Annotated in this window: 20 protein-coding genes, 1 tRNA gene and 2 pseudogenes; 8 read left to right on the forward strand and 15 right to left on the reverse strand. The window is 68.6% G+C overall.

Going from position 1 to position 22,637, the window contains the following annotated elements; all coding sequences use genetic code 11:
• Positions 1 to 122: 122 nt before the first annotated feature.
• Both QQK49_RS13960 and QQK49_RS13965 read right to left on the reverse strand, forming a co-directional pair.
• Positions 123 to 1,397 (reverse strand): phosphodiester glycosidase family protein, encoded by a 1,275-nt coding sequence (locus tag QQK49_RS13960; protein ID WP_284304448.1) that lies wholly within the window; start codon positions 1,395 to 1,397, stop codon positions 123 to 125.
• 468 nt (positions 1,398 to 1,865) lie between these two features.
• Complete coding sequence (locus tag QQK49_RS13965) at positions 1,866 to 2,795, reverse strand: carbohydrate kinase family protein (protein ID WP_284304449.1); 930 nt, start codon at positions 2,793 to 2,795, stop codon at positions 1,866 to 1,868.
• Between the two features lie 145 nt (positions 2,796 to 2,940).
• Between QQK49_RS13965 and QQK49_RS13970 the strand changes: the two genes are divergently transcribed.
• Positions 2,941 to 3,016: transfer RNA gene (locus QQK49_RS13970), tRNA-Arg, on the forward strand.
• Between the two features lie 14 nt (positions 3,017 to 3,030).
• Here QQK49_RS13970 and QQK49_RS13975 read toward each other — a convergent pair.
• The 7 genes and pseudogenes from QQK49_RS13975 to QQK49_RS14000 form a co-directional block, all read right to left on the reverse strand.
• Entirely contained in the window at positions 3,031 to 4,221 is a 1,191-nt protein-coding gene (locus QQK49_RS13975; protein WP_284304450.1) for a tyrosine-type recombinase/integrase, read from the reverse strand.
• The gene (locus QQK49_RS13980) at positions 4,218 to 4,412 is read right to left on the reverse strand and encodes a helix-turn-helix transcriptional regulator (protein ID WP_284304451.1); all 195 of its coding nucleotides are present in this window, start codon (positions 4,410 to 4,412) and stop codon (positions 4,218 to 4,220) included. The genes QQK49_RS13975 and QQK49_RS13980 overlap by 4 nt, the downstream gene beginning before the upstream one ends.
• A 35-nt stretch (positions 4,413 to 4,447) precedes the next feature.
• Positions 4,448 to 5,977, reverse strand: a complete 1,530-nt coding sequence (locus QQK49_RS13985; protein WP_284304452.1) for a replication initiator — start codon at positions 5,975 to 5,977, stop codon at positions 4,448 to 4,450.
• Entirely contained in the window at positions 5,974 to 6,858 is an 885-nt protein-coding gene (locus QQK49_RS13990; protein ID WP_284304453.1) for an FtsK/SpoIIIE domain-containing protein, read from the reverse strand. Before QQK49_RS13990 ends, QQK49_RS13985 begins: the two co-directional genes overlap by 4 nt.
• 330 nt (positions 6,859 to 7,188) lie before the next feature.
• Positions 7,189 to 7,515, reverse strand: coding sequence for a hypothetical protein (locus QQK49_RS23550; RefSeq protein ID WP_488803207.1), 327 nt, complete (start codon positions 7,513 to 7,515; stop codon positions 7,189 to 7,191).
• A 69-nt stretch (positions 7,516 to 7,584) separates the two neighbouring features.
• Positions 7,585 to 7,695, reverse strand: a pseudogene (locus QQK49_RS23555) (WYL domain-containing protein); the annotation flags it as partial.
• On the reverse strand, positions 7,655 to 8,176 hold the full coding sequence (locus QQK49_RS14000) for a helix-turn-helix transcriptional regulator (RefSeq protein WP_284304454.1): 522 nt from the start codon (positions 8,174 to 8,176) through the stop codon (positions 7,655 to 7,657). The pseudogene QQK49_RS23555 and the gene QQK49_RS14000, both read right to left, overlap by 41 nt.
• 74 nt (positions 8,177 to 8,250) lie before the next feature.
• Between QQK49_RS14000 and QQK49_RS14005 the strand changes: the two genes are divergently transcribed.
• Together QQK49_RS14005 and QQK49_RS14010 are read left to right on the forward strand one after the other, a co-directional pair.
• Positions 8,251 to 9,729, forward strand: coding sequence for an MFS transporter (locus tag QQK49_RS14005; protein WP_284304455.1), 1,479 nt, complete (start codon positions 8,251 to 8,253; stop codon positions 9,727 to 9,729).
• Complete coding sequence (locus tag QQK49_RS14010) at positions 9,726 to 12,065, forward strand: ATP-binding cassette domain-containing protein (RefSeq protein ID WP_284304456.1); 2,340 nt, start codon at positions 9,726 to 9,728, stop codon at positions 12,063 to 12,065. The genes QQK49_RS14005 and QQK49_RS14010 overlap by 4 nt, the downstream gene beginning before the upstream one ends.
• Here QQK49_RS14010 and QQK49_RS14015 read toward each other — a convergent pair.
• The gene (locus tag QQK49_RS14015; RefSeq protein ID WP_284304457.1) at positions 12,012 to 12,947 is read right to left on the reverse strand and encodes an IS3 family transposase; all 936 of its coding nucleotides are present in this window, start codon (positions 12,945 to 12,947) and stop codon (positions 12,012 to 12,014) included. The genes QQK49_RS14010 and QQK49_RS14015 overlap by 54 nt on opposite strands.
• Positions 12,948 to 12,949: 2 nt before the next feature.
• Positions 12,950 to 13,240 (reverse strand): transposase, encoded by a 291-nt coding sequence (locus tag QQK49_RS14020; protein WP_284304458.1) that lies wholly within the window; start codon positions 13,238 to 13,240, stop codon positions 12,950 to 12,952.
• Between the two features lie 82 nt (positions 13,241 to 13,322).
• Between QQK49_RS14020 and QQK49_RS14025 the strand changes: the two genes are divergently transcribed.
• Genes QQK49_RS14025 through istB form a run of 3 tightly spaced genes read left to right on the forward strand, consistent with a single transcriptional unit; the run spans position 13,323 to position 16,164 of the window.
• Complete coding sequence (locus QQK49_RS14025) at positions 13,323 to 13,736, forward strand: VOC family protein (RefSeq protein ID WP_251720960.1); 414 nt, start codon at positions 13,323 to 13,325, stop codon at positions 13,734 to 13,736.
• A 23-nt stretch (positions 13,737 to 13,759) separates the two neighbouring features.
• Positions 13,760 to 15,367 carry an IS21 family transposase gene (gene istA, locus QQK49_RS14030; protein ID WP_284304459.1) on the forward strand — a complete coding sequence of 536 codons (1,608 nt, stop codon included), beginning with the start codon at positions 13,760 to 13,762 and terminating at the stop codon, positions 15,365 to 15,367.
• Positions 15,364 to 16,164, forward strand: a complete 801-nt coding sequence (gene istB / locus QQK49_RS14035) for an IS21-like element helper ATPase IstB (RefSeq protein WP_431310538.1) — start codon at positions 15,364 to 15,366, stop codon at positions 16,162 to 16,164. Before istA ends, istB begins: the two co-directional genes overlap by 4 nt.
• A gap of 460 nt (positions 16,165 to 16,624) precedes the next feature.
• Here the strand turns inward: istB and QQK49_RS14040 are convergent, their stop codons facing one another.
• Positions 16,625 to 17,029 carry a plasmid replication, integration and excision activator gene (locus QQK49_RS14040; protein ID WP_284304460.1) on the reverse strand — a complete coding sequence of 135 codons (405 nt, stop codon included), beginning with the start codon at positions 17,027 to 17,029 and terminating at the stop codon, positions 16,625 to 16,627.
• 149 nt (positions 17,030 to 17,178) lie between these two features.
• Here QQK49_RS14040 and QQK49_RS14045 point away from each other — a divergent pair, with 149 nt between their 5' ends.
• On the forward strand, positions 17,179 to 17,934 hold the full coding sequence (locus QQK49_RS14045; protein WP_284304461.1) for an XRE family transcriptional regulator: 756 nt from the start codon (positions 17,179 to 17,181) through the stop codon (positions 17,932 to 17,934).
• A 1,388-nt stretch (positions 17,935 to 19,322) separates the two neighbouring features.
• On the opposite strand, the gene QQK49_RS14050 is transcribed toward QQK49_RS14045, so the two are convergent.
• Positions 19,323 to 20,015 (reverse strand): hypothetical protein, encoded by a 693-nt coding sequence (locus QQK49_RS14050; RefSeq protein ID WP_284304462.1) that lies wholly within the window; start codon positions 20,013 to 20,015, stop codon positions 19,323 to 19,325.
• Between the two features lie 640 nt (positions 20,016 to 20,655).
• On the opposite strand from QQK49_RS14050, the gene QQK49_RS14055 reads away from it, so the two are divergent.
• Positions 20,656 to 21,126, forward strand: a complete 471-nt coding sequence (locus tag QQK49_RS14055; RefSeq protein WP_284304463.1) for an NUDIX hydrolase — start codon at positions 20,656 to 20,658, stop codon at positions 21,124 to 21,126.
• Here QQK49_RS14055 and QQK49_RS14060 read toward each other — a convergent pair.
• Both QQK49_RS14060 and QQK49_RS14065 read right to left on the reverse strand, forming a co-directional pair.
• Positions 21,076 to 21,678 (reverse strand): HD domain-containing protein, encoded by a 603-nt coding sequence (locus QQK49_RS14060; protein ID WP_284304464.1) that lies wholly within the window; start codon positions 21,676 to 21,678, stop codon positions 21,076 to 21,078. The two genes, QQK49_RS14055 and QQK49_RS14060, sit on opposite strands and share 51 nt — an antisense overlap.
• A 612-nt stretch (positions 21,679 to 22,290) precedes the next feature.
• Positions 22,291 to 22,587 (reverse strand): annotated as a pseudogene (locus QQK49_RS14065) (tyrosine-type recombinase/integrase); the annotation flags it as partial.
• Between the last annotated feature and the right edge of the window lie 50 nt (positions 22,588 to 22,637).

A 22,637-nucleotide genomic window follows, 5' to 3' on the forward strand; every position in this document is an offset into this window, starting at 1 on the left:
GGGACGGGCTTCGACTCACGATGCGATGGTACCGGCGGGGCGCACGCACCCTGTCCCCCTCGGGTCTGGCGAAGGTAAGGAGCTGGTGCGGGAAATCCCTGGCGGAACTTACATCTCGCTGGTCAGGGCAGCAGGATGATCGCGTCGCCGACCGAGCGCTCCCGGCTTCCGGCGGGTGTGTTCACGAGCTTGCCGCGCACCGCCATCGCCGTCGAGCCTCCGCCGTCGAGGTTGGCCGCGTCGACCATGCCGAGGGACTTCGCGAGCCGCGCCGCCTCGGTGAGGGTGACGCCGACGCTGGCGGTGGACCGGCCGTCGACGGTGACGAGCATGACGGACCCGCCTGCGGTGCGGCCGATGATCGTGCGGGGGTGGCGGCCGAAGAACGAGCCCTTGGCGGTCGGCGCGACGATCTTTCCCTCACGCACCAACTGGTAGCGGCCCGCGACGCCGAAGGTGGTGCGCGAGAGCTCCACCTGCTTGCGGTCGGACCCGAAGAGCTTCTCCTGGTAGGTGGGGCAGCCACTGCCCGCGACCCGCAGGAGGTCGGCGGCCCGGGCGCCGGTGGCCTGGATGGAGGTCTGCGAGGCGCTGAGCTTGGCGCCGCGGGTGGTGCGGGCCGAGATGACGCAACCCTTGCGGTCGAACACGACCTCGGCACCGACACCTGACGGCGTCCGGCCGGCGTAGTGCGGCGTGAAGCGCACCAGGGGTCCGCTGATGGGGCAACTGGCCGCGTCGGTCATCTGCTCGCAGCCCTTGGGCACGGCGACGGGCGTGTTGACCGCATCGAGGAACAGCTCGCCGGCGTCGCTCGTGATCGTGGACTTCCAGCTGTAGTTGTCCATGCGCAGCGCCTTGGTGCGCGAGTCCATGAGCACGCCCATGTGCCCGGCGACGCGCTGCGGCTGGCTGATGATCGTGCCGCCGTTGACGGCCACCCCGACCATGTCGCCGGGGGCCGTCCTGCGGCCGGCGGAGAAGAAGCTGCCGTTGACGGCGATGGGCGACTTGCTCCACTTGCCGAGGACGGAGACCCCCTCGGTGCGGGCGATGTCGGCGCCGATGGCCGTGCGCAGGTGACCCTTGGCCCGCTTGGGGTCGATGGTGGCGACCTTGATGCGCCACGGGCCGTTCTGGGTGGTGCCGCGGGTGGCGGGGGTCGCGGCCTTCTGACCACGGACGATGGAGGTGACGGCCACGCCGGACTCGACGCGGGTGACCTTGCGGCTCTCGGGCAGGCCCGGCCGGCCGAGGTCGACGGAGGCGCGTGCGCTCTTCTTGGCGGCTGCGGCGTCGGCCTGAGGTGCCGCGAGCGCGAGTGGCGCGAGGGCGGCCGTGACGACGACGGCGGAGGCGAGGCGCCGACGGGCACGACGCGACGGACTGGTGGGCATGACGGCTCCCCGGTGTCGGTGATCACGAGGCCGGCGGACCCGTCGAGCTCCCCCGACGGACATGCGGCCTCCTGCACCGTACGTGGCGAGGATGGGTGGTGGTAGCTCTTTGGGATCCAACCCGCGGTGAACACGGCGGGTCGCGCCGGCGGCATTCCTGCGTTTTCACGGTGCCGGAGCGCGTACGGGGGTCATCCGGTCGCGATCTGGGGCTCGTTCACCGGTCAGGCGGACGCACCCCCGGAGCGTCTCCGCGGACGAAGAACAACACGGACGACATCGACGAGGGGTCGCCGAGAGCCGCACCTCTGTGACCTGCGGTGACGCAATCGGCCCGTCCGCCCATGTTGTCGGTGTTGTTCTTCGCTCCGCCGCAGCTCGACGCACGGCGTCTCACCTCACGTCTCTCCTCACCGAGAGAGGCGCCTCGAAGCAGCGACAGAGCACTGATGGCCCCTCGGCGGGGCGTCAGTGCGGCAGTTCGGCGCGGGTGGGCGGGTTGGCGCCGGCGCGGGAGACGGTCATCGCCGCGCAGGTGGTCGCGCGGGTGATGGCCGCCATGACGTCCCGCAGGGTCGCGCGGCCGAGGGCCTGCGCGGCCTCGGGGCTGCCGAGCAGGTCGGCGTCGAGGAGTCCGGAGAGCAGGCCCGACATGAACGAGTCGCCGGCGCCGACGGTGTCGATGACGACGACTCCCTCGACTGGGGGCACGTCGGTCCACTCCCCCGTCGCCGGGACGTGGACGCGGCAGCCGTCCTTGCCCCGGGTGACGACGACGAGCGCGACGCCGAGGTCGCCGAGGTGGCGCATGGCGTCGTCGAGCTGCAGGTCGGGGTAGAACCAGGCGAGGTCCTCGTCGCTGGCCTTGACCACGTGGGAGTACGCGGCGACGGCTTCGACGCGGGCGCGGGCGTCGGCGGGGTCACCCATGAGGCTGGGGCGGGCGTTGGGGTCATAGGAGACGGTTCCGCTCTCGTGGCCGCGGCTCGCGGCGTCGAGGACGGCGTCGGCTCCGGGCATGAGGGTGGCGGCGATGGAGCCGGTGTGCAGGTGGCCGGTGGGGGCGGCGTCGAGGGCGCCCGCGACATCCCAGACGAGATCGAAGTCGTAGCTCGCGGCACCGGATTCGTCGAGTGTGGCGGTGGCGGTGGAGGTGGCCGCCGCGGCGGTGGTGCCGGGGGTCAGGGTGATGTGGGGTTCGCGTTCGAGGTGGGCGCGGAGGGTGTGTCCGTGCAGGTCGTCGCCGAATCGGGCGGCGAAGTGGACGGGGTGACCGAGGCGCGCCAGCCCGATGGCCACGTTGAGGGGGCTGCCGCCGGGGTACTCCTCCACGGTTCCGTCGGTGCGGTGGACGATGTCGACGAGGGCTTCGCCGACGACGAGGATGCGCTCGGTCATCTGGGGGTCCTGATCTCCTGCGGCTGCGGTGCCCCCCGACCCTACGCGCGCACCCCAGGCGGTGTGGATGCCTCGCGCAAAGTGCCGTTCCGGCCGTGCGATCATGGTGGCCGCGCCCGCGTCGTGCACGAGCACACCGGGTCCAGCCCTCGTAGCTCAGGGGATAGAGCACCGCTCTCCTAAAGCGGGTGTCGCAGGTTCGAATCCTGCCGGGGGCACCACACAACACCGCAGTTCACAAGCCTGCACGACCCTGAATCCCACCCGTGGAATCCGAGTCACGCCCCGCCCGTGTCCCCGTGGTGTCCCCGTAGGTCGCAGGAACCGTGTCCCCGAAGGCCGCATTCACCCTCGCGATGGCAGCGCGATCGGCGTCGGTTCCCATCCAGTGCCCGTAGGTGTCGAGGGTGAGTTTGGCGGTCGAGTGCCCGAGCCAGGCGGACACCGTCTTGACGTCGACGCCGGCGGTGAGCCACAGCGTCGCGGCGGTGTGCCGAAGGTCGTGGGGCCGGCGCCCGAGGCCCGTCACCTCCCACTGGACGGCGCGACGCCAGTTCGAGCCGAGCAAGTAGCCGCCCTCGGGAGCCGGGAAGAGGACGTCGTCGCCGGCCTTGTCGGCGACCCACGACGACACGATCGGCTGCACGAGGTCGGACAGCGGCACGATGCGGGAGCGACCACCCTTCGTCGTCGTCCGGACGATGACCTTGCCCGTGCGCCCTGACTGCGGCAACGACCGCTGGACGACGATGGCCGGGTAGGGCACGTCGACCACGTCGCGGACACGGAGCCCGCGCAGCTCACCGAAGCGCACCCCGGTCAGCCCGAGCACGAGCGTCACGTCGGCGTAGACCTTCGTCGACTCGTGCTGACGCGGCCGGGAGCGTTGGGACTCCACGACCGCCCGCAGCTCGGCCAGCGTGAACGGGTTGACCCCGACCGACTCCCCCGTGCGCGAGTCGGGGCGAGGCAGCGCGACCGCCGTAGCCGGCGACACCCGGATGCGTTGGGTCCGCACGGCGTAGTCGAAGAGCCCCCGCAGCGTGGTCCGCACCCGTGCCGCCGTCCGGATCGACCGCGAGACGGCCAAGTTCGTCAGGAACCGCTCGACGTCGACGGCGCGGACGGCGGCCACGGGCAGCGCGCCAAGGGCCGGCACGATGTGGACGCGCAAGGCGCTCTCGTCGGACTCCCACGAGCGCACGGCGACCTGCCCGCGGCGAGCATCCTCGTATTCGCGCGCCAGCTCGGCGACCGTGAGGCGGCCGGCGGACGGCGAGACGAAGTCCCCGTCGTTGAGGCGACGCCGCTGCTCGGCCTCCCAGGCAGCCGCCTCGGCCTTGCGGTCGAACACCCGATTGGCGACGACGACGCCTCGGTGCTTGACGCGCACCCGCCATCGCCCGTTCTGGAGCTTGTTGATCATGCCGCCTTCTCCCGTTGTGACTCGATCCAGGAGTTGAGATCGGCGGGGGTCCAGAAGCAGCGGCGACCGATCTTGATCGCAGGCGCGAAGCGGTGGTGCTGCCGCAGGTGGTTGAGCGAGTTGACGGTGATGCGGCACCACTGCGCGGCCTCGTTGGCATCGAGGAGCTCGGGCCGCTGCGTTGCGGTCATGACGGGTCGTCCTTTCACCTTGGTTCGGGAGGGGCTCAGTGGCGGTGGGCGGCGCGAGCCGCTGCGTATTCACGGGCACGTGCGGCAGCGGCGACGGCGAGGGCCGCATCCCCCTCGGTTGCCCAGCCGAGGCCGGCGAACTGCCACGACCCGATGACGAGCGTGGTCTCCTCCTCGTCGGCCAGGAGCCGGTGCTCGAGGTCGTCGATGTCGATGGGCACACCGGTCGCACGGGACTGGGCGGCGAGCACCTGCCACCGCCGGCGGGCTCGCCGAAGTTTGCCCAACGTCACGGAGTAGCGACGTGACTTGGTGGAGAAGTGCCCGCGAAACGCCAGGGTGTGGCTCCAGTCGGCGAGGCGCTCGTACGGGTCGCCCTCGTCGTCGGGCTCGACCTGCCCGGCCTCACGTCGGGCGTCGGCACGGCGGCGCGCGGCGGAGCCGATCCGTCGCGCCACGGCGATGAGCCGGTCGTAGTGGTCGCGAGGCCCGGTGAAGACGGTGTCGCCGGCTCCCTTGGTCGCGTACTTGGCGATGTAGCCGGCGACCTGCTCGGCGCTGAGGGCCGCGTCGGGGTCGTCGTCGCGTCGGGATGCGCGCACGACTCGGACATCGAGCTGACGCCCGAATCGCAGGAGCCGGCCGGCGTCGTCGTCGCCGGTCGCCGGCGCGAGGTAGGACACGTCACGCGCTGCGCAGCGCACCTCGGCGGCGAGGGCCGAGCAGTCGAGGTCGGCGGGCGCGGGCGCGAAGCCCTCCGCAGTTCGCGGCCCGTCGAGTCGGATGAGTGCGTGGAAGTGCACCGCGCCGCGCACCTGGTATTCGGCGACCTTGGCGTACTGCACCGTTGCGACGGAGCCGAGCTTGGACTCACGCACCCCCAGCAGGTGGGCGACGCGACGACGAAGGCGGATGACGAACCGTCGCCAGAGTTCCGGCGCGTGCCACTGCCACACGACGTGAGTGGTGTAGTCGTAGCAGCCCGGGCACAGCGGGGAGCCGACGACTCCCTCGTCGTCGTGGCGACGGCAGCTCTGGGAGGCCCCGTGGCGGCACCGTGGGCGCCCGGCCTCCGGTCGGCAGCCGGCTTGTCCCGACGACGCGCGATGGACCGCGCCGAAGCTCGGAGCGGTGAGCGTCACGAAGAGCAGCGGGTTGTCGCGGACGTGCTCGGGCACCTGCTTGCCACCAGCGACACCCGCACGAAGCATCTGGAAGGTGTCGGCGGCGTAGAGGCGCGAGCAGGCGGCGCACACGGAGGCGCGGCGGTTGCCGCATGCCACGTAGGTCACCCCGAGTGGCGCGTCGCGCGAGGAGTAGGTGCCGAGCACCTCGCCCGTGGCCTTGTCGGCCGTGGCAGAGGAGCCGACGAGCTGCACCGGCCGCGAGCAATATCCGACCTTGGCGAGGGTGTCGGTGAAGGCCCCCATGGTGCCCGTGGCGAACCGGGCCGTCAGGTCGTCGAGGTCTTGCGGCGAGAAGCCGGACAGGTCCAGCCCGAAGTCCTCGGCACGGTTGCGACGAACCGCCTCCGAGGGCTCCAGGCAGGAGCGGTCCGAGGTCACGCCGCATCTCCGGGACGGTAGGGCTCCTCGCTGCTCACGACGAGCCGAGGGCGGCGCACCCGCTCGACGAGACGCCGGATGTCAGCGTCGACCATGAAGAAGAAGCGGAACCGGACCGGCTCGGGTTCGCCATCGGCGACGAGGTAGGCAACGCCGGGTGTCGAGGTGGGAATCGCCGCGGTGAGAGCACCTCTGGCCCTGGCACCGTCCCCGAGGATGAGGTCGCCGGTATCGGCCTCGGCGGTGCGGAAGGCAATGCGGTGGGTGAAGAGATCGCGCATCTGGACGACCTCCTTGCGCGGGTCCTGGGTGGCTGCGATGACCGAGACGCCGGGTGCGCGCCCCTGTGACAGGAGCAGGGACAGGGCAGCGTTGATCCGCTTCTTCAGCGCGTTGTCGGTGATGTAGGACGTGATGGCGGCGAGCTCGTCGATGAGGACGACGATCAGCGGCTCCGCTGTGGTCGGGACGTGCTTGCGGCTCACCCCGCGCAAGACGGCTTGGCGTCGCTGCATGACTTGCACGGCCTCGTCGAGCAGGTCGGCGATGTCGGCCTGCCAGGCGGCACCCTCGGCACCTTCACCGAAGGCGGCGCGGCGGAACAGCGGCTGCCCCATGGACAGCTCCATCCCGCCCTTGGCGTCGATGGCCCAGACCTGCACGAGGCCGGCGCGGATGCCCGGCGCCATGGCGAGCAGGTAGGACCAGATCGCGGAACTCTTACCCGCCCCAGGCTCACCGGCCAGCAGCGTGCTCGCGTAGAGAACCGGCATCGTCGCGGGCCGGCAGAGTTCGTCGCGGCCGACGTGGAGCGCATGCAGGTCCAGGGACTCCGCGGGCTCAGGTGGTGCCACGACCGCCGCGAGCGGATCACGGCGCACGACTCGAAGGTCCACGTCCTGCGGACGACGAGGCACCGACCGCACGCGGCAGCTCTGGGCGCGGAACGAGGTCGCGAGCCCCTCTGAGACGCTCCCGAAGCTGGACACGGTCTGCCCCGGCAGCATCCGAACGCGGACGACGTCGACTCCCCGATGCGAGCGGACGCGCTTGAGCTGAGGGAGAGCCTCTTGTTGGCTCCCCGGCCGATACGCCAGGCCCGAGTGACTATGTGCACCATCGGTGACGCCAGTTGGGGGTGAATTCGGGAGCCGGAGGGCTGGCGACGGCGGGATGTGCTGACGGAAGTGGGAGTCGGGGCCGCAGGGCCTTCAGGTGTGGCTGAATCGTCGTGCCAGGGAGTGGCAGGCGGCGCGGAGCTCGTCGGGCTCGACGTTGGTGAGGTAGGTGTCGAAGGTGGCGAGGATGCCGGCGATGCCGGCCCAGGACCAGGCGCCGAGGGTGAGGCGGCTGTGGGTGGGGTCGAGGTAGTTGATGACCGATCCGCCCGGGGCCCAGCGGGCGACAACGTCGGCGGGAAGGTTCAGGGTGGCGCTGCCGAGGCATTGCCAGGTGGCTGGTGTGTCGCCGCGGTCGTGGTTGGTCATGACGTAGGTGGCGACGTCGTCGCCGGGTACCGGCCTTCGGCTGAACGGCATTCCGGTGGGGTCGTGCGTGTGGAGTCGGTCGACGCGGTAAACGGACCAGCCGCGCGTGGCGGGGGTGAAGGCGACGAGGTACCAGCGGCCGGCCCACAGAACGAGGTGGTGCGGTTCGACCCGAACCGGCGGGATGAAGTCAGGGTCTCGGGGGTCGGGCCGGCTCCCGTCGGGCCGCAGAACCCTCCAGGCGCAGCAGGTGGCTGTGGCGGACGGCGTCGCCGACGGCGTTGAGGACGGCGGGCGCGATCGGGGGGACTGAGAACTCCCAGTAGTTGCGGATGGTGGTGACGCGGGTGGCGTCGACTTGGGCGCGTAGCGGGGCGGGCATGACCTGGCTGAGGGTGTGCAGGGCTTGGTCGGCGGCGTCGCGGAGACCCAGCACGGTCGTCGGGGAGGTTTGCAGCGCCAGAGAGATCGCGACGGCCTGGTCGCCGTCGAGGACCAGCGGCGGCAGGTTGGTGCCGGCGCCGAGGGCGTAGGTGGAGTCGCGGCCGCCGCTGGCGTGGACGGGGTAGCCCAGTTGGCGGAGGGTGTCGACGTCGCGGCGGAGGGTGCGCAGGCTGACGCCGAGCCGGGCAGCCAGCTCGGGGCCGCTCCATCGGTTCGCGGTCTGCAGCAGCGACAGCAACTGCAGCGACCGACCTGCCGTCTGAGCCATGGGCATACCGCTCTGTCGTCACTAATCGAGGAATGCTGCCACTATATGGCCGCTTTGGGGGTGAGGGTAGCGGCATGCCTACTACCGACTCGCCTGCTGGCGCCAAGCGTCGTGCTGCTGTGACCTCTCCCGGTGCGGTCATCGGGGTCATCCTGGTCGCCACGTTCATGGACCTGGTGGACGTGACCATCGTGGCGGTCGCCGCCCCAAACATTCAGGCTTCGCTGGGCGCCGCGCCGGCTCAGCTGCAGTGGATGATCGCCGCCTACGCCTTGTCGTTGGGTGCGGCGCTGATCACCGGCGGCCGGATCGGTGACTCCTACGGTCGGCGACGGACGTTCCTGGCCGGGCTAGCGCTGTTCGTCGTCGCGTCGGCCGCGTGTGCGCTCGCCCCGACCGCGGAGGTGCTCATCGGCACCCGGGTCGTGCAGGGGCTGGCGGCGGGGGTGATGGTGCCCCAGGTGTTCGGCATCATCCGTTCGTCGCTGACGCCTCAGCAGATGGGTGCCGCGTTGGGCGCCTACGGCGGGGTGCAGGGGCTGGCCTCGATCGCCGGCCCGCTGCTGGGTGGGCTGCTGGTGACGGCGAACCTGTTCGGGCTGGAGTGGCGCAGCATCTTTTGGGTCAACGTGCCGATCGGTCTGGCTGCCCTGCTGATCGGAGTGAGGGTGCTGCCGGAATCGTCACAGCCGAGCGTTGCGGGTCTCGACCTGCGCGGTGCCACTCTGTTGGCCGGATCGCTGCTGCTGGTGTTGCTGCCGATCGTGCAGGGCCAGGCCTGGGGTTGGCCCGCCTGGGGCTGGGGTCTGCTCGCAGCGGGTCTGGCCGGGCTGGTGCTGTTCGTGGTGTTCGAGCGCCGGCTCGCCGCCCGCGGTGGTCACCCGGTCCTCGATCCCGACCTGCTCTCCAACCGGGCCTTCACGGGCGGGCTGCTGGCCTCACTGACGTTCTTCGGCGGCATCGCCTCCTTCTTCCTTCTGCTGTCGATCTACCTCCAAGACGGCACCGGGCGCACCGCCTTGACCACCGGCCTGATCACCCTGCCCTACGCGCTCGGATCGATAATTACCTCCGGCGCGGGGGTGAAGCTCGCCGCCCTGCACGGCCGAAGGCTGCTGATCCTCGGCAGCTTGACCATCGCCGCCTCCCATGCCGCGATGTGGCTGGTCATCACCGGCATCGACGAGCCGGCTTGGTGGCAGCTCGGCGGGCCGCTGCTTCTCGGCGGGCTGGGGCTCGGGTTGGCCGCCCCACCGCTGGTCAACGTCGTCCTGGCCGCCGTCCCAGGCCCACAGGCCGGCGCCGCCGGCGGGGTGCTGTCCACGGTCAACCAGATCGGCGGGTCGGTCGGCGTCGCCGCCCTCGGCACCCTGTTCTTCACCCAGGCCGTGAACTCCGGCGCCAGCGGGCCGGCCGTCGCGTTCAGTGACGCGTTCGCTGACGTGCTGCCCTGGCAGGTCGGGCTCTACCTGGTCGGCGCGGCCCTGATGACCTTGCTGCCAACGGCCGCGCACGCCGACCAGCCTGCGCCAGTCGAGGAAGGACAGCGATGACCGCGGCCGAACCGGTCATCCGGGTCCGCGGGGCCCGCACCCATAACCTGCGCGGAGTCGACGTCGACCTGCGCAAGGGCCAGCTGGTGGTGTTCACCGGGGTGTCGGGGTCGGGCAAGTCGTCGCTCGCCTTCGACACTGTCGCCGCGGAGTCCCAGCGGCTGCTGAACGAGACCTACCCCGGGTTCGTGCAATCCCTCATGCCGTCGCTGCCGCGCCCCGACGTCGATGAGATCACCGGTCTGACCGCAGCGATCCTGGTCGGGCAGGACACGATGACCGCCAACCCCCGCTCAAGCGTCGGCACTGCCACCGACGCCTGGACCTACCTGCGGGCCGTCTACGCCGCCCTCGGCGAGCCCGCGGTGCCCTCACCCGCCCACCTGTCGACCACCCACCCCGACGGGATGTGCCCCGTCTGCCAGGGCACCGGCGAACGGGCCGATCTCGACCCCGATCAGATCCTGGACCCGACCAAGTCCCTCAACGACGGCGCGATCGGCTTTCCCAACTTCGCGGTGAACTCGCTGTTCTGGAAGGTCTACGCCCGCTCCGGCTACTTTGACCCCGACCTGCCCGTCGGCCGCTACACCGCCGAGCAGCGTGAACAGTTGCTGCGCGGCCACGGGCCGAACGTCGATACCGGCAGCTACCCGATGGCCTACGAGGGGCTGCTGGACAAGATCAGCCGGCTCTACCTCGCCAAGCCCGCCGACACCCTCAAGCCAAAGATCCGCGACGCCCTCGCCCGTGCAGCCACCCGCGGCCGCTGCCGGGACTGCGCCGGCACCGGCCTCAGCCAGCCCGGGCGGGACTGCCTCCTCGGAGGCCTGACCATCAGCGCCGCCGCCGCCCTCCCCGTGACCGACCTGGACGCCCACCTGGCCGGACACGCCGGGCGGGCGCCCGCCGTGGTGGGGCGGCTGACCCGGCTGCTGCACTCCCTCGACGGCGTCGGGCTGGGCTACTTGTCGATCGACCGGCGCGCCAGCACCTTGTCCGGCGGCGAAGCGCAGCGACTGCGCACGGTTCGCCATCTCGACTCGGCCCTGACCGGGCTCAGCTACGTCTTCGATGAGCCCAGCGCCGGGCTGCACCCTGACGACGTCTCCCGCACCGTGCACGTCCTCACCCAGCTGCGCGACAAGGGCAACACCGTGCTCGTGGTCGAACACAACCCCGCCGTCATCGCGGCCGCCGACCACATCGTCGACCTGGGCCCGGGACCCGGCGTCCACGGCGGCACGATCACCTTCACCGGCGACTACCCTGCCCTGCTCGCTGCCGACACCCCCACCGCCCGCCACCTGAGTAACCCCATCGCACTCAACCCCGCGCCTCGGTCCGGCTCCGGCACGATCCGGGTCGAGCACGCCACCCGCAACAACCTCCGCGACCTCACCGTCGACCTCCCCACCGGAGTACTGACCGTGATCACCGGCGTCTCCGGCTCGGGGAAGACATCCCTGCTCGACAGCATTCCCACCGACGAGGGAACGGCCCGGCTGACCCAGGCCCCGATCAGCGGCTCGCGCCGCTCCAGCTTGGCCACCTACACCGGGCTGCTGGACAGCATCCGAAAGACCTTCGCCCAAACTACCGGCGCGCCCGCGGCAGTGTTCTCCGCGAACTCCGCCGGCGCCTGCACCGCCTGCCGCGGCCTCGGGCTCACCTACACCGAGATCCCCTTTCTCGACCCGATCCCGGTGACCTGCACCGCCTGCGACGGCCGCCGCTACACCCCACAGGTGCTCGCCTACACCGTCGATGGCCACAGCATCGCCGACGTCCTCGCCCTCACTGTCGAAGATGCTCCGGAAGTGCTCACCGCGCCCGACCAGCAGCGGATCCTGCACGCGCTGCGAGACGTCGGCCTGGGCTACCTCAGCCTCGGCCAAACCCTGACCACCCTGTCCGGCGGCGAAAGGCAACGCCTCGAGCTTGCCCTCGCCATCCGAGCCGGGTCCAGCACGCTCCTGCTCGACGAGCCCACCGCCGGGCTTCACCTGGCCGACGTCGACACCCTCACCCGGCTGTTCGGCCGCCTCGTCGAGGACGGCCGCACCGTGATCGCCGCTGACCACCACCTCCGCCTTATCGCCGCCGCCGACCACCTCATCGACCTCGGCCCCGGCGCCGGCCACGCCGGCGGCACCCTCATCGCGACCGGCACCCCCAGCGACCTGGCCCGCCACCCCGCCTCGCCGACTGGCCGGCACCTCGCCGGCAACCTCACCACCCGGGCGGTCTGTGGTTCCCCCCAGATCGTGGAGGGCTTGCGGTTACGCGGCGTCCGGGACAGACGCTGCGGTGGACTGCTCGTAGGCGACCGGTGACATCATGCCAGCCGCGCTGTGGCGGCGCTGGTGGTTGTAGAAGCCGTAGGCCCAGTCGATGACGACGGCTCTGGCCTGGGCGCGAGTGTCGAACTCGTGCCGGGACAGGACTTCCCACTCCAGGGAGGAGAAGAAGGCCTCCGCGGCGGCATTGTCGAAGCAGGACCCGACCTGGCCCATCGACTGGCGTAGCCCGAGCTCGGTGCACAACCGGGTGAACGAGGTCGCCGTGTAGGTCGAGCCCCTGTCGGTGTGGAAGATGACGCGCTCGGCCTCATCCTCGCGCCAGATGGCCTCCTTGCCGCCGCGGGCGGTCACCGCCATCCGGATTGCGGCGCACGCCAGCTCGGCGTCGGGGTGCTTGCTGGTCGCCGCGCCGAGCAGGCGACGGGAGTACAGGTCGATCACGGTGGCCAGGTACAACTTGCCCTGGGCCGTGGGGATCTCGGTGATGTCGCCGACCCACTTGCGGTTCGGCGCCGGCGCGGTGAAGTCGCGGCGCACCAGGTCGGGGAACTTCGCTGCGGTCTTGTCCTGCCTGGTCAGGCCGCTGCGCCGCTTGATGACGCGGGCCACCAGGCCCTGGCGGCGCATCGAGTCAGCGACGGTCTTCCCACTGACCTGCCATCCCGCCTCGCGCAGGTCCTCGTGCAGGCGGGGCGATCCGTGCAGCCCTTTGGCCTTCGTGAACGCGACGGCCACGGCCCGGTCGACGCTGTCGCGGCGCCGATCGGCGTCGGTGAACAACCCACTGGCCGCGCCGGGCCCGTTCGCCCGGGCGATCCACTTGTAGAACCACGCCAGCGACACCCCGAGCAGGGCACAGACCAGCGTGTGTGGCACCTGATAGTTGGTCCTCTGGTCGGCGATGAAGCGTGCCACGCTCACTTCGTCGCCTCCTTCACCCACAGGACCACGGATCGCTTGAGGACATCACGCTCCATCCGCAGCTCAGCGACCTCGGCGCGGAGCCGCTTGAGCTCCTCGACGTCGTCTCTGGTCAGCTCGCCGTGTCCCTCGCGCGCGGCCCGGGCGCGTTGAACCCAGTTGCCCAACGTGCCTTCGTTCACGCCGAGATCGCGGGCGACCTGCGCGATCGGCTTGTTCGTCTCTTCGACGATCCGGACCGCTCCCTCACGGAACTCCCGGTCGTACTTCTTGCGCTTCTCTGGCATCTCGATCCTCATTGTGGATGCCTCCACGCTCCGGGGGAACCTCAGTCTGACCACCCCACATCGAAACCGGAGGATCTTCACCATGACCGGCTACACCGGCTCCACCATCGACCACCTCAACATCACCGCCACCGACCTCGCCACTTCCCGCGCCTTCTACGACGCCGTCCTGCCCGTCGTCGGTGTCGACAAGCTCCTCGACGTGCCCGCCGCCAGCGACCGGCCGGCGATGGTCGGCTACGGCCGCGACCCCAAACCGTTCCTCTGGCTCGTCGACGGCGACACCACCGACCCCAACCTGCACCTCGCCTTCACCGTCGACAGCCGGGCCGACGTCGACGCCTTCTACACCGCTGCCCTCGCCGCGGGCGCCAGCAGCCGGCATGCCCCCGACGTGCATCCCGAATACCACCCGGACTACTACGGCGCCTTCGTCACCGACCCCGACGGCACCAACCTCGAAGCCGTCTGCCACCTGCCCGCGGCCAGCGACTGACGGGAACCTTCCCGGTGCCCGGCGTGAGCAGGACGGCGTTGTACGCCGCCATCCGCCGCGACCTGCGGGCCGGCTTATCGACCCGCGAGATCCAGCGGACCCGTCATGTCACCTGGCGGACAGTCAAAGCCGCTGAGGAGTCGGCGTGGCCGCAGCCCCGGGCGGCCTACCCCGACCGCGGGTCCAAGCTTGACCCGTTCAAACCGGTGATCGAGGAGATGCTGGTGGCCGACCTGGAGGCGCCGCGCAAGCAGCGGCACACCGCCACCCGGATCTTCAACCGGCTGGTCAACGAGCACCACCTGACCGGTGTCTCCTACGACACCGTCCGCGCCTACGTGAGGCAGCGACGACCCCAGATGCAGGCCGAGCACGGCCGCGGAGAGGCCGACGTGTTCGTCCCGCAAACCCACCTGCCCGGCCGCGAAGGTGAGGTCGACTTCGGGGAGATCACGGTGCGGCTGCGCGGCGAGTTGGTCACCTGCCACCTGTTTTCGCTGCGCATGTCCTACAGCGGCAAGGCCGTCCACCGGGCGTCGGCCACCGGCGGGCAGGAGGCGTTCTTCGAGGGGCACGTGCACGCCTTCGACGTCCTCGGTGGGGTACCCGCCGGGAAGATCCGCTACGACAACCTCAAAGCCGCGGTTGCCCAGGTGATCGGGTTCTCCCGGCAGCGGGTCGAGACTGACCGGTGGATCGCGTTCCGCTCCCACTTCGACGTCGACGCCTTCTACTGCCAGCCCGGGATCAAGGGCGCCCACGAGAAGGGCGGCGTCGAGGGCGACATCGGCTTCTTCCGCCGCAACCACCTCGTCCCCGTCCCGGAGGTCGACTCAATCGCCGAACTCAACGAGCTGATTGACGGCTACGACACCGCCGACGACCACCGGCGAATCGGGCACCGGCTGCACACCGTGGGCGAGGCCTTCGCCGCGGAGAAGACGCTGCTCAAGCCACTGCCCCTCGAACCGTTCGAGACCGGGCTGTGGCTCACGCCCCGGGTCGACCGCTACGCCCAGGTCACCGTCCGCTCCAATCGCTACTCCGTGCCCTCCCGGCTGATCCACCGCCCAATCCGAGTGCTGCTCAACGCCTCCGACCTGACGATCTACGACGGTCGGACCCCGGTCGCCCACCACGAGCGGCTCCTCGGCAAGGGCGGCAGCCGGCTCGAACTGGATCACTACCTGGAGGCGCTGACCCGCAAGCCGGGCGCCTTGCCCGGGGCGACCGCGCTCGAGCAGGCCCGCGCCGCCGGCACCTTCACGGCTGCCCACGAGGCGTGGTGGGCCGCCGCCTGCAAGACCCACGGCGACACGGCCGGAACCCGCGCCCTGATCGAGGTCCTCCTGCTGCACCGCCACCTCCGCAGCGAGCAGGTCGTCGCCGGCATCCAGGCCGCGCTGCAGGCCGGCGCGTTCACCGCCGATGCCGTCGCCCTCGAAGCCCGCAAGGCCGCCGACACCGACCCCTCATCCGTCGCCACCAACTGTGCGGCGGCCAACGACGAGCCGGGGCAGGTGGGGTCGCTGACCGAGCAGCGGCTCACCCACCTCCCATCCGACACCCGGCCGCTGCCGACCATGACCCCCTACGACCAGTTGCTCGGACGCTCCAAGGAGACCTCGTGACCACGACAACACCCGCGCGCCGAGGGTTGACCGAGCAAGCCGCCGACGCCGCCATCGACTCCGCCTGCCGCATGCTGCGACTGCCCACCATCCGCGGCCACTTCGGCGAGACCGCCGACGCCGCCGCCCGGCAACAGCAGTCCTACCGGGCGTTCCTCGCCGAGCTGCTGCTCGCCGAGTGCGACGACCGCGCCCGCCGCCGCTCCGAACGGCGAATCCGCGGCGCCGCCTTCCCGCGAGAGAAGTCCCTGCGCGCGTTCGACTACGACGCCAACCCCAACGTCGACCCCGCCGTCATCAACACCCTCGCCACCTGCGACTGGGTCCACCGCGGCCAACCGCTCTGCCTCATCGGCGACTCCGGCACCGGCAAGAGCCACCTGCTCATCGCCCTCGGCACCGAAGCCGCGATGGCCGGACACCGGGTCAAGTACGTCCTGGCCACCAAGCTCGTCAATGAGCTCGTCGAAGCCGCCGACGAGAGGACCCTCACCAAGACCATCGCCCGCTACGGCAGAGTCGACCTGCTCTGCATCGACGAGCTCGGCTACATGGCCCTCGACAAGCGCGGCGCCGAACTGCTCTTCCAGGTCCTCACCGAACGGGAAGAGAAGGCGTCGGTGGCGATCGCGTCCAACGAGGCCTTCAGCGGCTGGACCAAGACCTTCACCGACCCCCGCCTCTGCGCCGCCATCGTCGACCGGCTCACCTTCGGCGGCAACATCATCGAGACTGGCACCGACTCCTACCGCCTCGCCCACACCCTCACCCAGCAGCGCAGCCAACCCGAGAAGTGACTCCCGACTTCGCGCGCATCCACGGCCGTCAACACGGGTCGAGCGACTCCCGAGTTTGTCCGCAACCGACTCCCTAGATGACCCGCGAAGCTACCCGAGCACGCCATCGTCGGCTGCCACCAGCGCTCGTAGAGGACGGTCTTGCGCCAGGAGGAGACGATCGGGTCGGCAACGCAACGTTCGAAGAGCGCAGGCGCAGCAACCCGCAGCAGCACTGCGAGACCGAGGAGCCCACCCAACGCGATGGCGGGCACTTGCCACCCATGATCAAGGGACCACCACCAGGACACCGAGCCGGCTACGACGGCGAGGCCCAGGATCGGGATGCCGACGAGCACCCGAAGGACGGCGCCCACGATGGACTCCAGGGCGTCCAGCGCCCAATCCCCAGAAGCACTGCGGTTCTTGCCGAAGGTGACGGTGCCAACCTCCGCTGTCGGCCGCTTGTAGGGCGAGGTCATCACGCCACGGCCTTGACCGAGAGGGCGCTCATGCCGTCGGCGCGATAGCTCCAGGCGAGTCGCGGGCGGCCACCCGTCTCGGCGATGTAGGGCGTGGCGGTCAGCCCGCAGAAGTCCACGGGCGTGAACGGCATGCCGCTCTTGTTCTCCGGGGGCACAGGCTGCACCTTGGCAACGAACTTGATCGTCACGGTCTTGTCCGCCTTGCGCGCGGCCGGGTCGGCATCGAGCACGGGCACCGACCAGACCAACAAGCCGGTCTCGGGGTCGGTCTGCTGGGGCCGGCTGCCGTCGGGGCGCTTCCCGGCGTTGAAATCCATCACCGCCTCGACGGGGCCGACGAGGTAGGCGCCGTCGGGGAAGACGTCGGCGGTGTGGACAGGGATGCGGCGCTGCATGGCCATGGTGGGCTCCTTCGAGGTAGGGGGCGAATCGCCCACCACCACAAAAGCCCTCACTCCAGGGACGCCAACACCGCACCGCTGGACACCTCGAAGACGTCTGCTAGCCTCAAAACGTCCCTAAACGTCCCATCGCGTCCCCCGGGGGTCCCATGCCCAACGAGCGGCTTCGCTCTGCCCTGACCAGCGCCGGAATGAGCCCGCGCGACCTCGCCGACCGCGTGGAGGTGGACGTCAAGACCGTCGAGCGATGGATCACGAGCGATCGAGCCCCCCACCGACGCACCCGAGCCGCCGTCGCCGCTGTGCTCTACCTCGACGAGACCTACCTGTGGCCGGCGGCGATACCCGCTCAGCAGGTCGAGACTGCGACGCAACAGGAGTTCGTCGCGTTCCACCCCAACCGCAACGCCATCCCCGCCCAGCGCTGGCTCGACCTCGCCGCAAACGCGAAGGAGCACATCGATCTCTGGGCCTTCGCCGCCAGCTTCCTGCACGACAGCCTCGACGACTTCTTCGGCATCGTCGCTGACCGCGCAGCCCACGGAGTCAAAGTCCGGCTCTTGTTCGGCGACCCAGAATCAGACGCCGTGAGAATTCGTGGCATCGAAGAGGGCCTCGGCGACGGATTCAGGGGGCGCTGCTCCAACAGTTGGAGCTACCTGGCCCCATTTCTCTCCCACCCTGGAATCGAGTCGCGCCAGCACTCGTCCACGCTATACAACTCGCATTACAGATTCGACTCGATCTTGTTAATCAACGCACACACGCTAGGAATCGCAGCAGCCAAGTCACCGATCTTGGAATTTCAGCGAATCCCAGGCGGTCGCCTATTCGAACAGTACTGCTCAAGCTTTGAATCCTGCTGGAAAGCAACACTTGTCGCCCGATACCAGCAATCAGACTAGTCAATATTTCGCCACACGGCGACCCTCAGGTGACCCTCTGTCGACGCCTGCGAACGCGCCCGATAATACGCCACGACTGAGTGCTCGTAGATGGCGGCGGCGTGTAAATCTGAAGAATTCTGCGAGGGCAGCGCCAGCTAGACACTTGGCCGGATGGCAACATACTTCACCATTACAATAAAGGCATAAAGATGAAGTCACACAGACGACTCCCGCCCAGGACCCACGAGGAGGCCAATTACCATTGACAACAGGAGCAAGGCGGTACCGAAGCTCCATGCCACCACACCCACCAAGGGGGCCACCGAGGCTCCAGGATCCAAAGGACTACTGACCAGTTTGACTAGGCCCATGAATACCCCACCCATGAGTCCGGAGAGAACGAACACTGCAGTGGGGAACCCCGCGAAGGCCCAACGATTCAATCGCCACCACCCGACCGAATTTCCTCGCCCATAGTTCGCCCAAACGAGAACGATGGGCCAAGTCATCAGAGGCGAAGCCCACCATCCTGATAAAACAACATGAAGCAAATGATTGAAGGGCGTGCGTATATTATTTGAGAAGGCGAAGCATCCCAATGCTACCGCAGCGAGCCAGGTCAGCAGGAGGCAAAATAGAGTTCGTTTGATTTGGGCATCAATTAGCGGCAGAGCCTGCTGATTCCGGGGCCTCAATTTGAACTCACTTCCATCTAGGCATGCCAGATGCCGAGGGGCGGCTGTGGACACGAACGGACCCAGCTTGAGACTCAGCAGCCTACAGGACTCCAGGACCGCCCGCCGCCATCGACAGCGACCCGCCCCGACCTAACACCTGGCCCAGATTTGGCTTGCCCCGGACGCCTCTTGATCAACAACGACTAATGCCACTGATATTCGTGGGGCTCCCCTCGCGAGCCATGCACGCGAGGGGAGCTCACCAGAGAAGAGGCCCGACTCCCGGCTCCTGTAGTTGGAGCCAACGCTACCGCGGCCCCCGACAGCCCGGGATCTAGAACTTTCCGTTGCGCGTGAATGTCGCATTGGGGCACGTCATGTACCCAACAAGACAAATCGGCGCATAGGCGGATGCACGATAGACGTCCGTTACGACGCCCGGCCGAGTAATATAGATCTGATGAGCAGGCATCTGCCGGTGACTGCCCTGAAGAATCGAGTAGCTGCCACCTGGAGTTAGGCGAATCATCATCGATCCCGCGATCTTGCTTGCATCAACATTCAGGACTTTGCAAAAGGGATTCGCGGCCGAAAAATTGAAATTGACATCAACATTAACCGGCGTATTACTAGCCTTCCGTGCAATCATTGCACTGTTCGACTCCTGCCTGGTTGCGACTCGCACCCCATTCTTCCAAACTTCAGTAGGGCCAACCCAGGCTCCTTGAGTCACAGACTTATCACTCCAGCGAATGGTCGCCTGCAGGTGCGTCCGATTCTTCTGACTATACACATCCCAGGATCGACCATCACCCTTGAAGTAGTAAGAGTCGTCATAGCCGCACGGCTCCACAACCCCCACGCGGGCACCTGAACGAAACTCTCGGCGATGAATGTTTTCCAACCAATAGTGGCAGTCGCCTCCGTTGCAGCAGCAGCCGCGAGGGCTTTGCTGCTTTGGACGGCCGCCGCCGACGACAGCTCCGAGCCACTCTTTTCATCCCCCTTCGGCACCTTGGCAGAGAATCCCCAGAAGGGAGCATCTTGAGCGTCTGGGTTCACGCTCTCGCCCACTACTTTGTACTCGTAGGTGCCTCCGGGGCGGACCGTGTCGTCTCGATACCCTTCGCTAGTGCCAGGCACATCCGCGAGGGCTTCTCCATCCCGGAGAATTTGGTAGGACTTGATGTCAGGTCGAGACTCCCAAGCGATGTCAACTCCCTCTGGCGAAAGCACATAAGCCTGCGCACCATCAAGGAGGCCCACGTCGGCTACGCCGAGACTAGAGTCCTCCAGTTGAACCACTTGAAAGGCCCCATTCTTTGCAACTCGCCGATCGGTTGATGACCTATCCTTCTTGAGCTTTGCGATTGTCACCCTAGATTTCTTCGACTTAACAGAGCCAGTGTCGGCGCTGGCCAACTGGCCACCTGAACTGAGAGCGAGGACTCCAGCCACGCTGGCGCACAAGATTCTTGCAGAGTACACTCGCAAACCCCTGATTCGATTGAATGTGAATCCCCCAACTGCGGCTCGCTCACCTTGGAAGCGAGTCCCTGAACGCCTATCGCGGAGAATCGCCAGCGACTATCCCGAGCCGCGGGCTATTCCTCCGTCGAGACAGGTTGGCAAGGAGTCCCCCCACCCGTTTCGACTCCCTCCAGACTTCCTCCCCACAAAAGGACGCCCGTTCAAGACGTTTGACCGCCCCCCGGCAGTGCTCCCTTGGACATCCCCTGAGAAACCATAGCCGCCATCACGTCCCGTGACTAGCGGTTTCGAGGAATCCCCAGTAGTGGACGGATCATGCGTACTCGATCCCTCTCTGCATCAAGCGTTCCCGCTGGCACGACCCGGACCTTGGGTGCGGACGGCTACGGGCTAAGAACCCGGCAGCAACGCCCAACGACGCCTCCGTCGGACATCAATCCTGGCGGTCGGCACAGACAGCACCCTCGATCTCAAGGATCGACGACCGCGCTAGTCGCCCGCGCGACTGGACGCCCCCGCTGAGGACCTCGACGCCTCCCCCGTAGCCCGCAAGATCCGTACAGTGGGCGACATGCCTCGCGTGGACTACATCGATGACCCGCACGCTCCCGAACCCAATTCCGTGGTTCCGTCGGTCGTGGCGGTGGTGCAGGACGCAGAGAATCGTGTGCTCATGATCCACAAGACCGACAACGACAAGTGGGCACTGCCGGGCGGGGGGCACGAGATCGGCGAGTCGATCACCGACACCGTCGTGCGCGAAACCCTGGAAGAGACCGGTTACGAAGTCGCCGTCGAGACCCTCACCGGCACCTACACCAACCCCGGCCACGTCATGGCCTACGACGACGGCGAGGTCCGCCAACAGTTCTCCCTCGCCTTCCGCTGCCGGCTCATCGGCGGCCAAGCCCGCACCAGCAGCGAGAGCAAGGCCGTGCGCTGGGTGACCCTCGAAGAGATCGAGGGCCTGCCTCTGCACCCCTCGATGCGCCTACGAATCAGCGACGCCCTCGCCGGCAACGACAGGCCAGTCCTGCGGTAGCCCGAGCCAAGCCTTGCCGACCCCTGACGCCGCCAACAGCGTCGACCGAGACCGGGTCACCGCGCGGAAGACAGGGTCCTCGGGACCGTAGCGAGTGAGAATCTCGGCGACGCGGCGCTCGTCGACGATCAGCTCCCCCTTGGGTGACACGGCCAGGTCACACATCGTGAGAAGGTCCAACTCCTTGGACGGCGGCTCCGAGAAGGCGTGCAGCTCGTCTCCCAGCCCACGCTCGTCGGCCTCGAACGACGCCCCCGTGTGAAAGGCCACCAACTCCACCACAGCCGCCGGAACCCCTACAGCGACGAGGTGCCGCGCCCCATCCACGGGATGGAAGCCCAGATGAGCCACACCCGGCGAATAGCCGACGTCATGCAGCCACGCCGCCATCACCACCCGCTCCGACACCTGCGCATGCCGCTCCGCGAGCCCCTCCGCCAGACGCCCGACCGCCGACAGGTGCTCCCAGCGCGGGTGCATATCGCCGACGAGCTCGTGCGCCAACTCCCGGCATCGCTCGACCGTCCACATCGGTTCAGTCTGCACGCTCACCGCTCCCGCGCTCCCGTCGCCTCGTGAGAACTTTCCTTACTGACTCAAGGGCGCGCCTGCGGCGCGCCGCGCACGAACCGGGGCGGGGTTCGGGGCATGCGGCCTCCGGCCGGTCCCCTCCCCCGCCCCTCCCGCGCGCAATGCCCACCGAGGACGCCCTGCGCCAATGACGAACATCGACACCCCGAAGCACCTCGAGCCCGAAGACCAAGACAGTCCGATCCCAGGAGGTCAGAACGCGCGGGGGTCGGCGACACAACTCCTTCGCCGCTACGACCGCCACTGACCGGACACCGAAGCATCCGGCCGACTCCGGACCGCGTCAAGGGCGCCGACGGCGTCGCTTCGCGATGGACTACGTCCACCCTTGACCCGGCCACTCCGCCGACCTCCTATGCTCCGCCATCCGATCAGCGGCTACCTCTGCCCGTGTCCCCCAGGTGTCCCCGTAGAACCGCAAACAGCCGCAACCAACCGGTGACTCTCGCCTTGGGGACACGTCCTGAGCTGCGACAACGCCGCCAACGAGGACAACCGCAGAGTCGACATCGGCCTCCTAAAGCGGGTGTCGCAGGTTCGAATCCTGCCGGGGGCACCACTTATCGTCGCTGGTCAGGTCCCGTATCTGCCTTCCAGGGCGACTCTTTCAACTCCCGAAGTAGGGCCGTTGTGGCACATTTGTGGCACATGGGCGTCAAGCGAACGGCCCACGGCGTCGAGGTCGTCGGGGAACAAGGCGGCGTAGACATCGAGGGTCATGGCCGCCGAGGCGTGGCCCAACATCTGCTGGACGGCCTTGACGTTCGCGCCCGCGGCGATGGCCAGAGACGCGGCCGTGTGGCGGAGGTCGTGCACCCGGAAGTCCTGGATTCCCGCCGCCGCGCATGCGGGCTCGAACACATGTCGACGACGCGTGAAAACTGAGCAGGAGTCGACGGGCGAGAACTGAGCAGCCCGGG

The organism is Mobilicoccus caccae (assembly GCF_030161635.1).
Lineage (GTDB): Bacteria > Actinomycetota > Actinomycetes > Actinomycetales > Dermatophilaceae > Mobilicoccus > Mobilicoccus caccae.

Coding starts and splice junctions, on each gene's coding strand:
- QQK49_RS13960 (WP_284304448.1), bottom strand. CDS start 1,397: ATGCCCACCAGTCCGTCGCGTCGTGCCCGTCGGCGCCTCGCCTCCGCC.
- QQK49_RS13965 (WP_284304449.1), bottom strand. CDS start 2,795: ATGACCGAGCGCATCCTCGTCGTCGGCGAAGCCCTCGTCGACATCGTC.
- QQK49_RS14045 (WP_284304461.1), top strand. CDS start 17,179: ATGCCCAACGAGCGGCTTCGCTCTGCCCTGACCAGCGCCGGAATGAGC.
- QQK49_RS14040 (WP_284304460.1), bottom strand. CDS start 17,029: ATGGCCATGCAGCGCCGCATCCCTGTCCACACCGCCGACGTCTTCCCC.
- QQK49_RS14005 (WP_284304455.1), top strand. CDS start 8,251: ATGCCTACTACCGACTCGCCTGCTGGCGCCAAGCGTCGTGCTGCTGTG.
- QQK49_RS13980 (WP_284304451.1), bottom strand. CDS start 4,412: ATGACCGCAACGCAGCGGCCCGAGCTCCTCGATGCCAACGAGGCCGCG.
- QQK49_RS13975 (WP_284304450.1), bottom strand. CDS start 4,221: ATGATCAACAAGCTCCAGAACGGGCGATGGCGGGTGCGCGTCAAGCAC.
- QQK49_RS14025 (WP_251720960.1), top strand. CDS start 13,323: ATGACCGGCTACACCGGCTCCACCATCGACCACCTCAACATCACCGCC.
- QQK49_RS14000 (WP_284304454.1), bottom strand. CDS start 8,176: ATGGCTCAGACGGCAGGTCGGTCGCTGCAGTTGCTGTCGCTGCTGCAG.
- QQK49_RS14010 (WP_284304456.1), top strand. CDS start 9,726: ATGACCGCGGCCGAACCGGTCATCCGGGTCCGCGGGGCCCGCACCCAT.
- QQK49_RS14020 (WP_284304458.1), bottom strand. CDS start 13,240: ATGCCAGAGAAGCGCAAGAAGTACGACCGGGAGTTCCGTGAGGGAGCG.
- QQK49_RS23550 (WP_488803207.1), bottom strand. CDS start 7,515: ATGCCGTTCAGCCGAAGGCCGGTACCCGGCGACGACGTCGCCACCTAC.
- QQK49_RS14055 (WP_284304463.1), top strand. CDS start 20,656: ATGCCTCGCGTGGACTACATCGATGACCCGCACGCTCCCGAACCCAAT.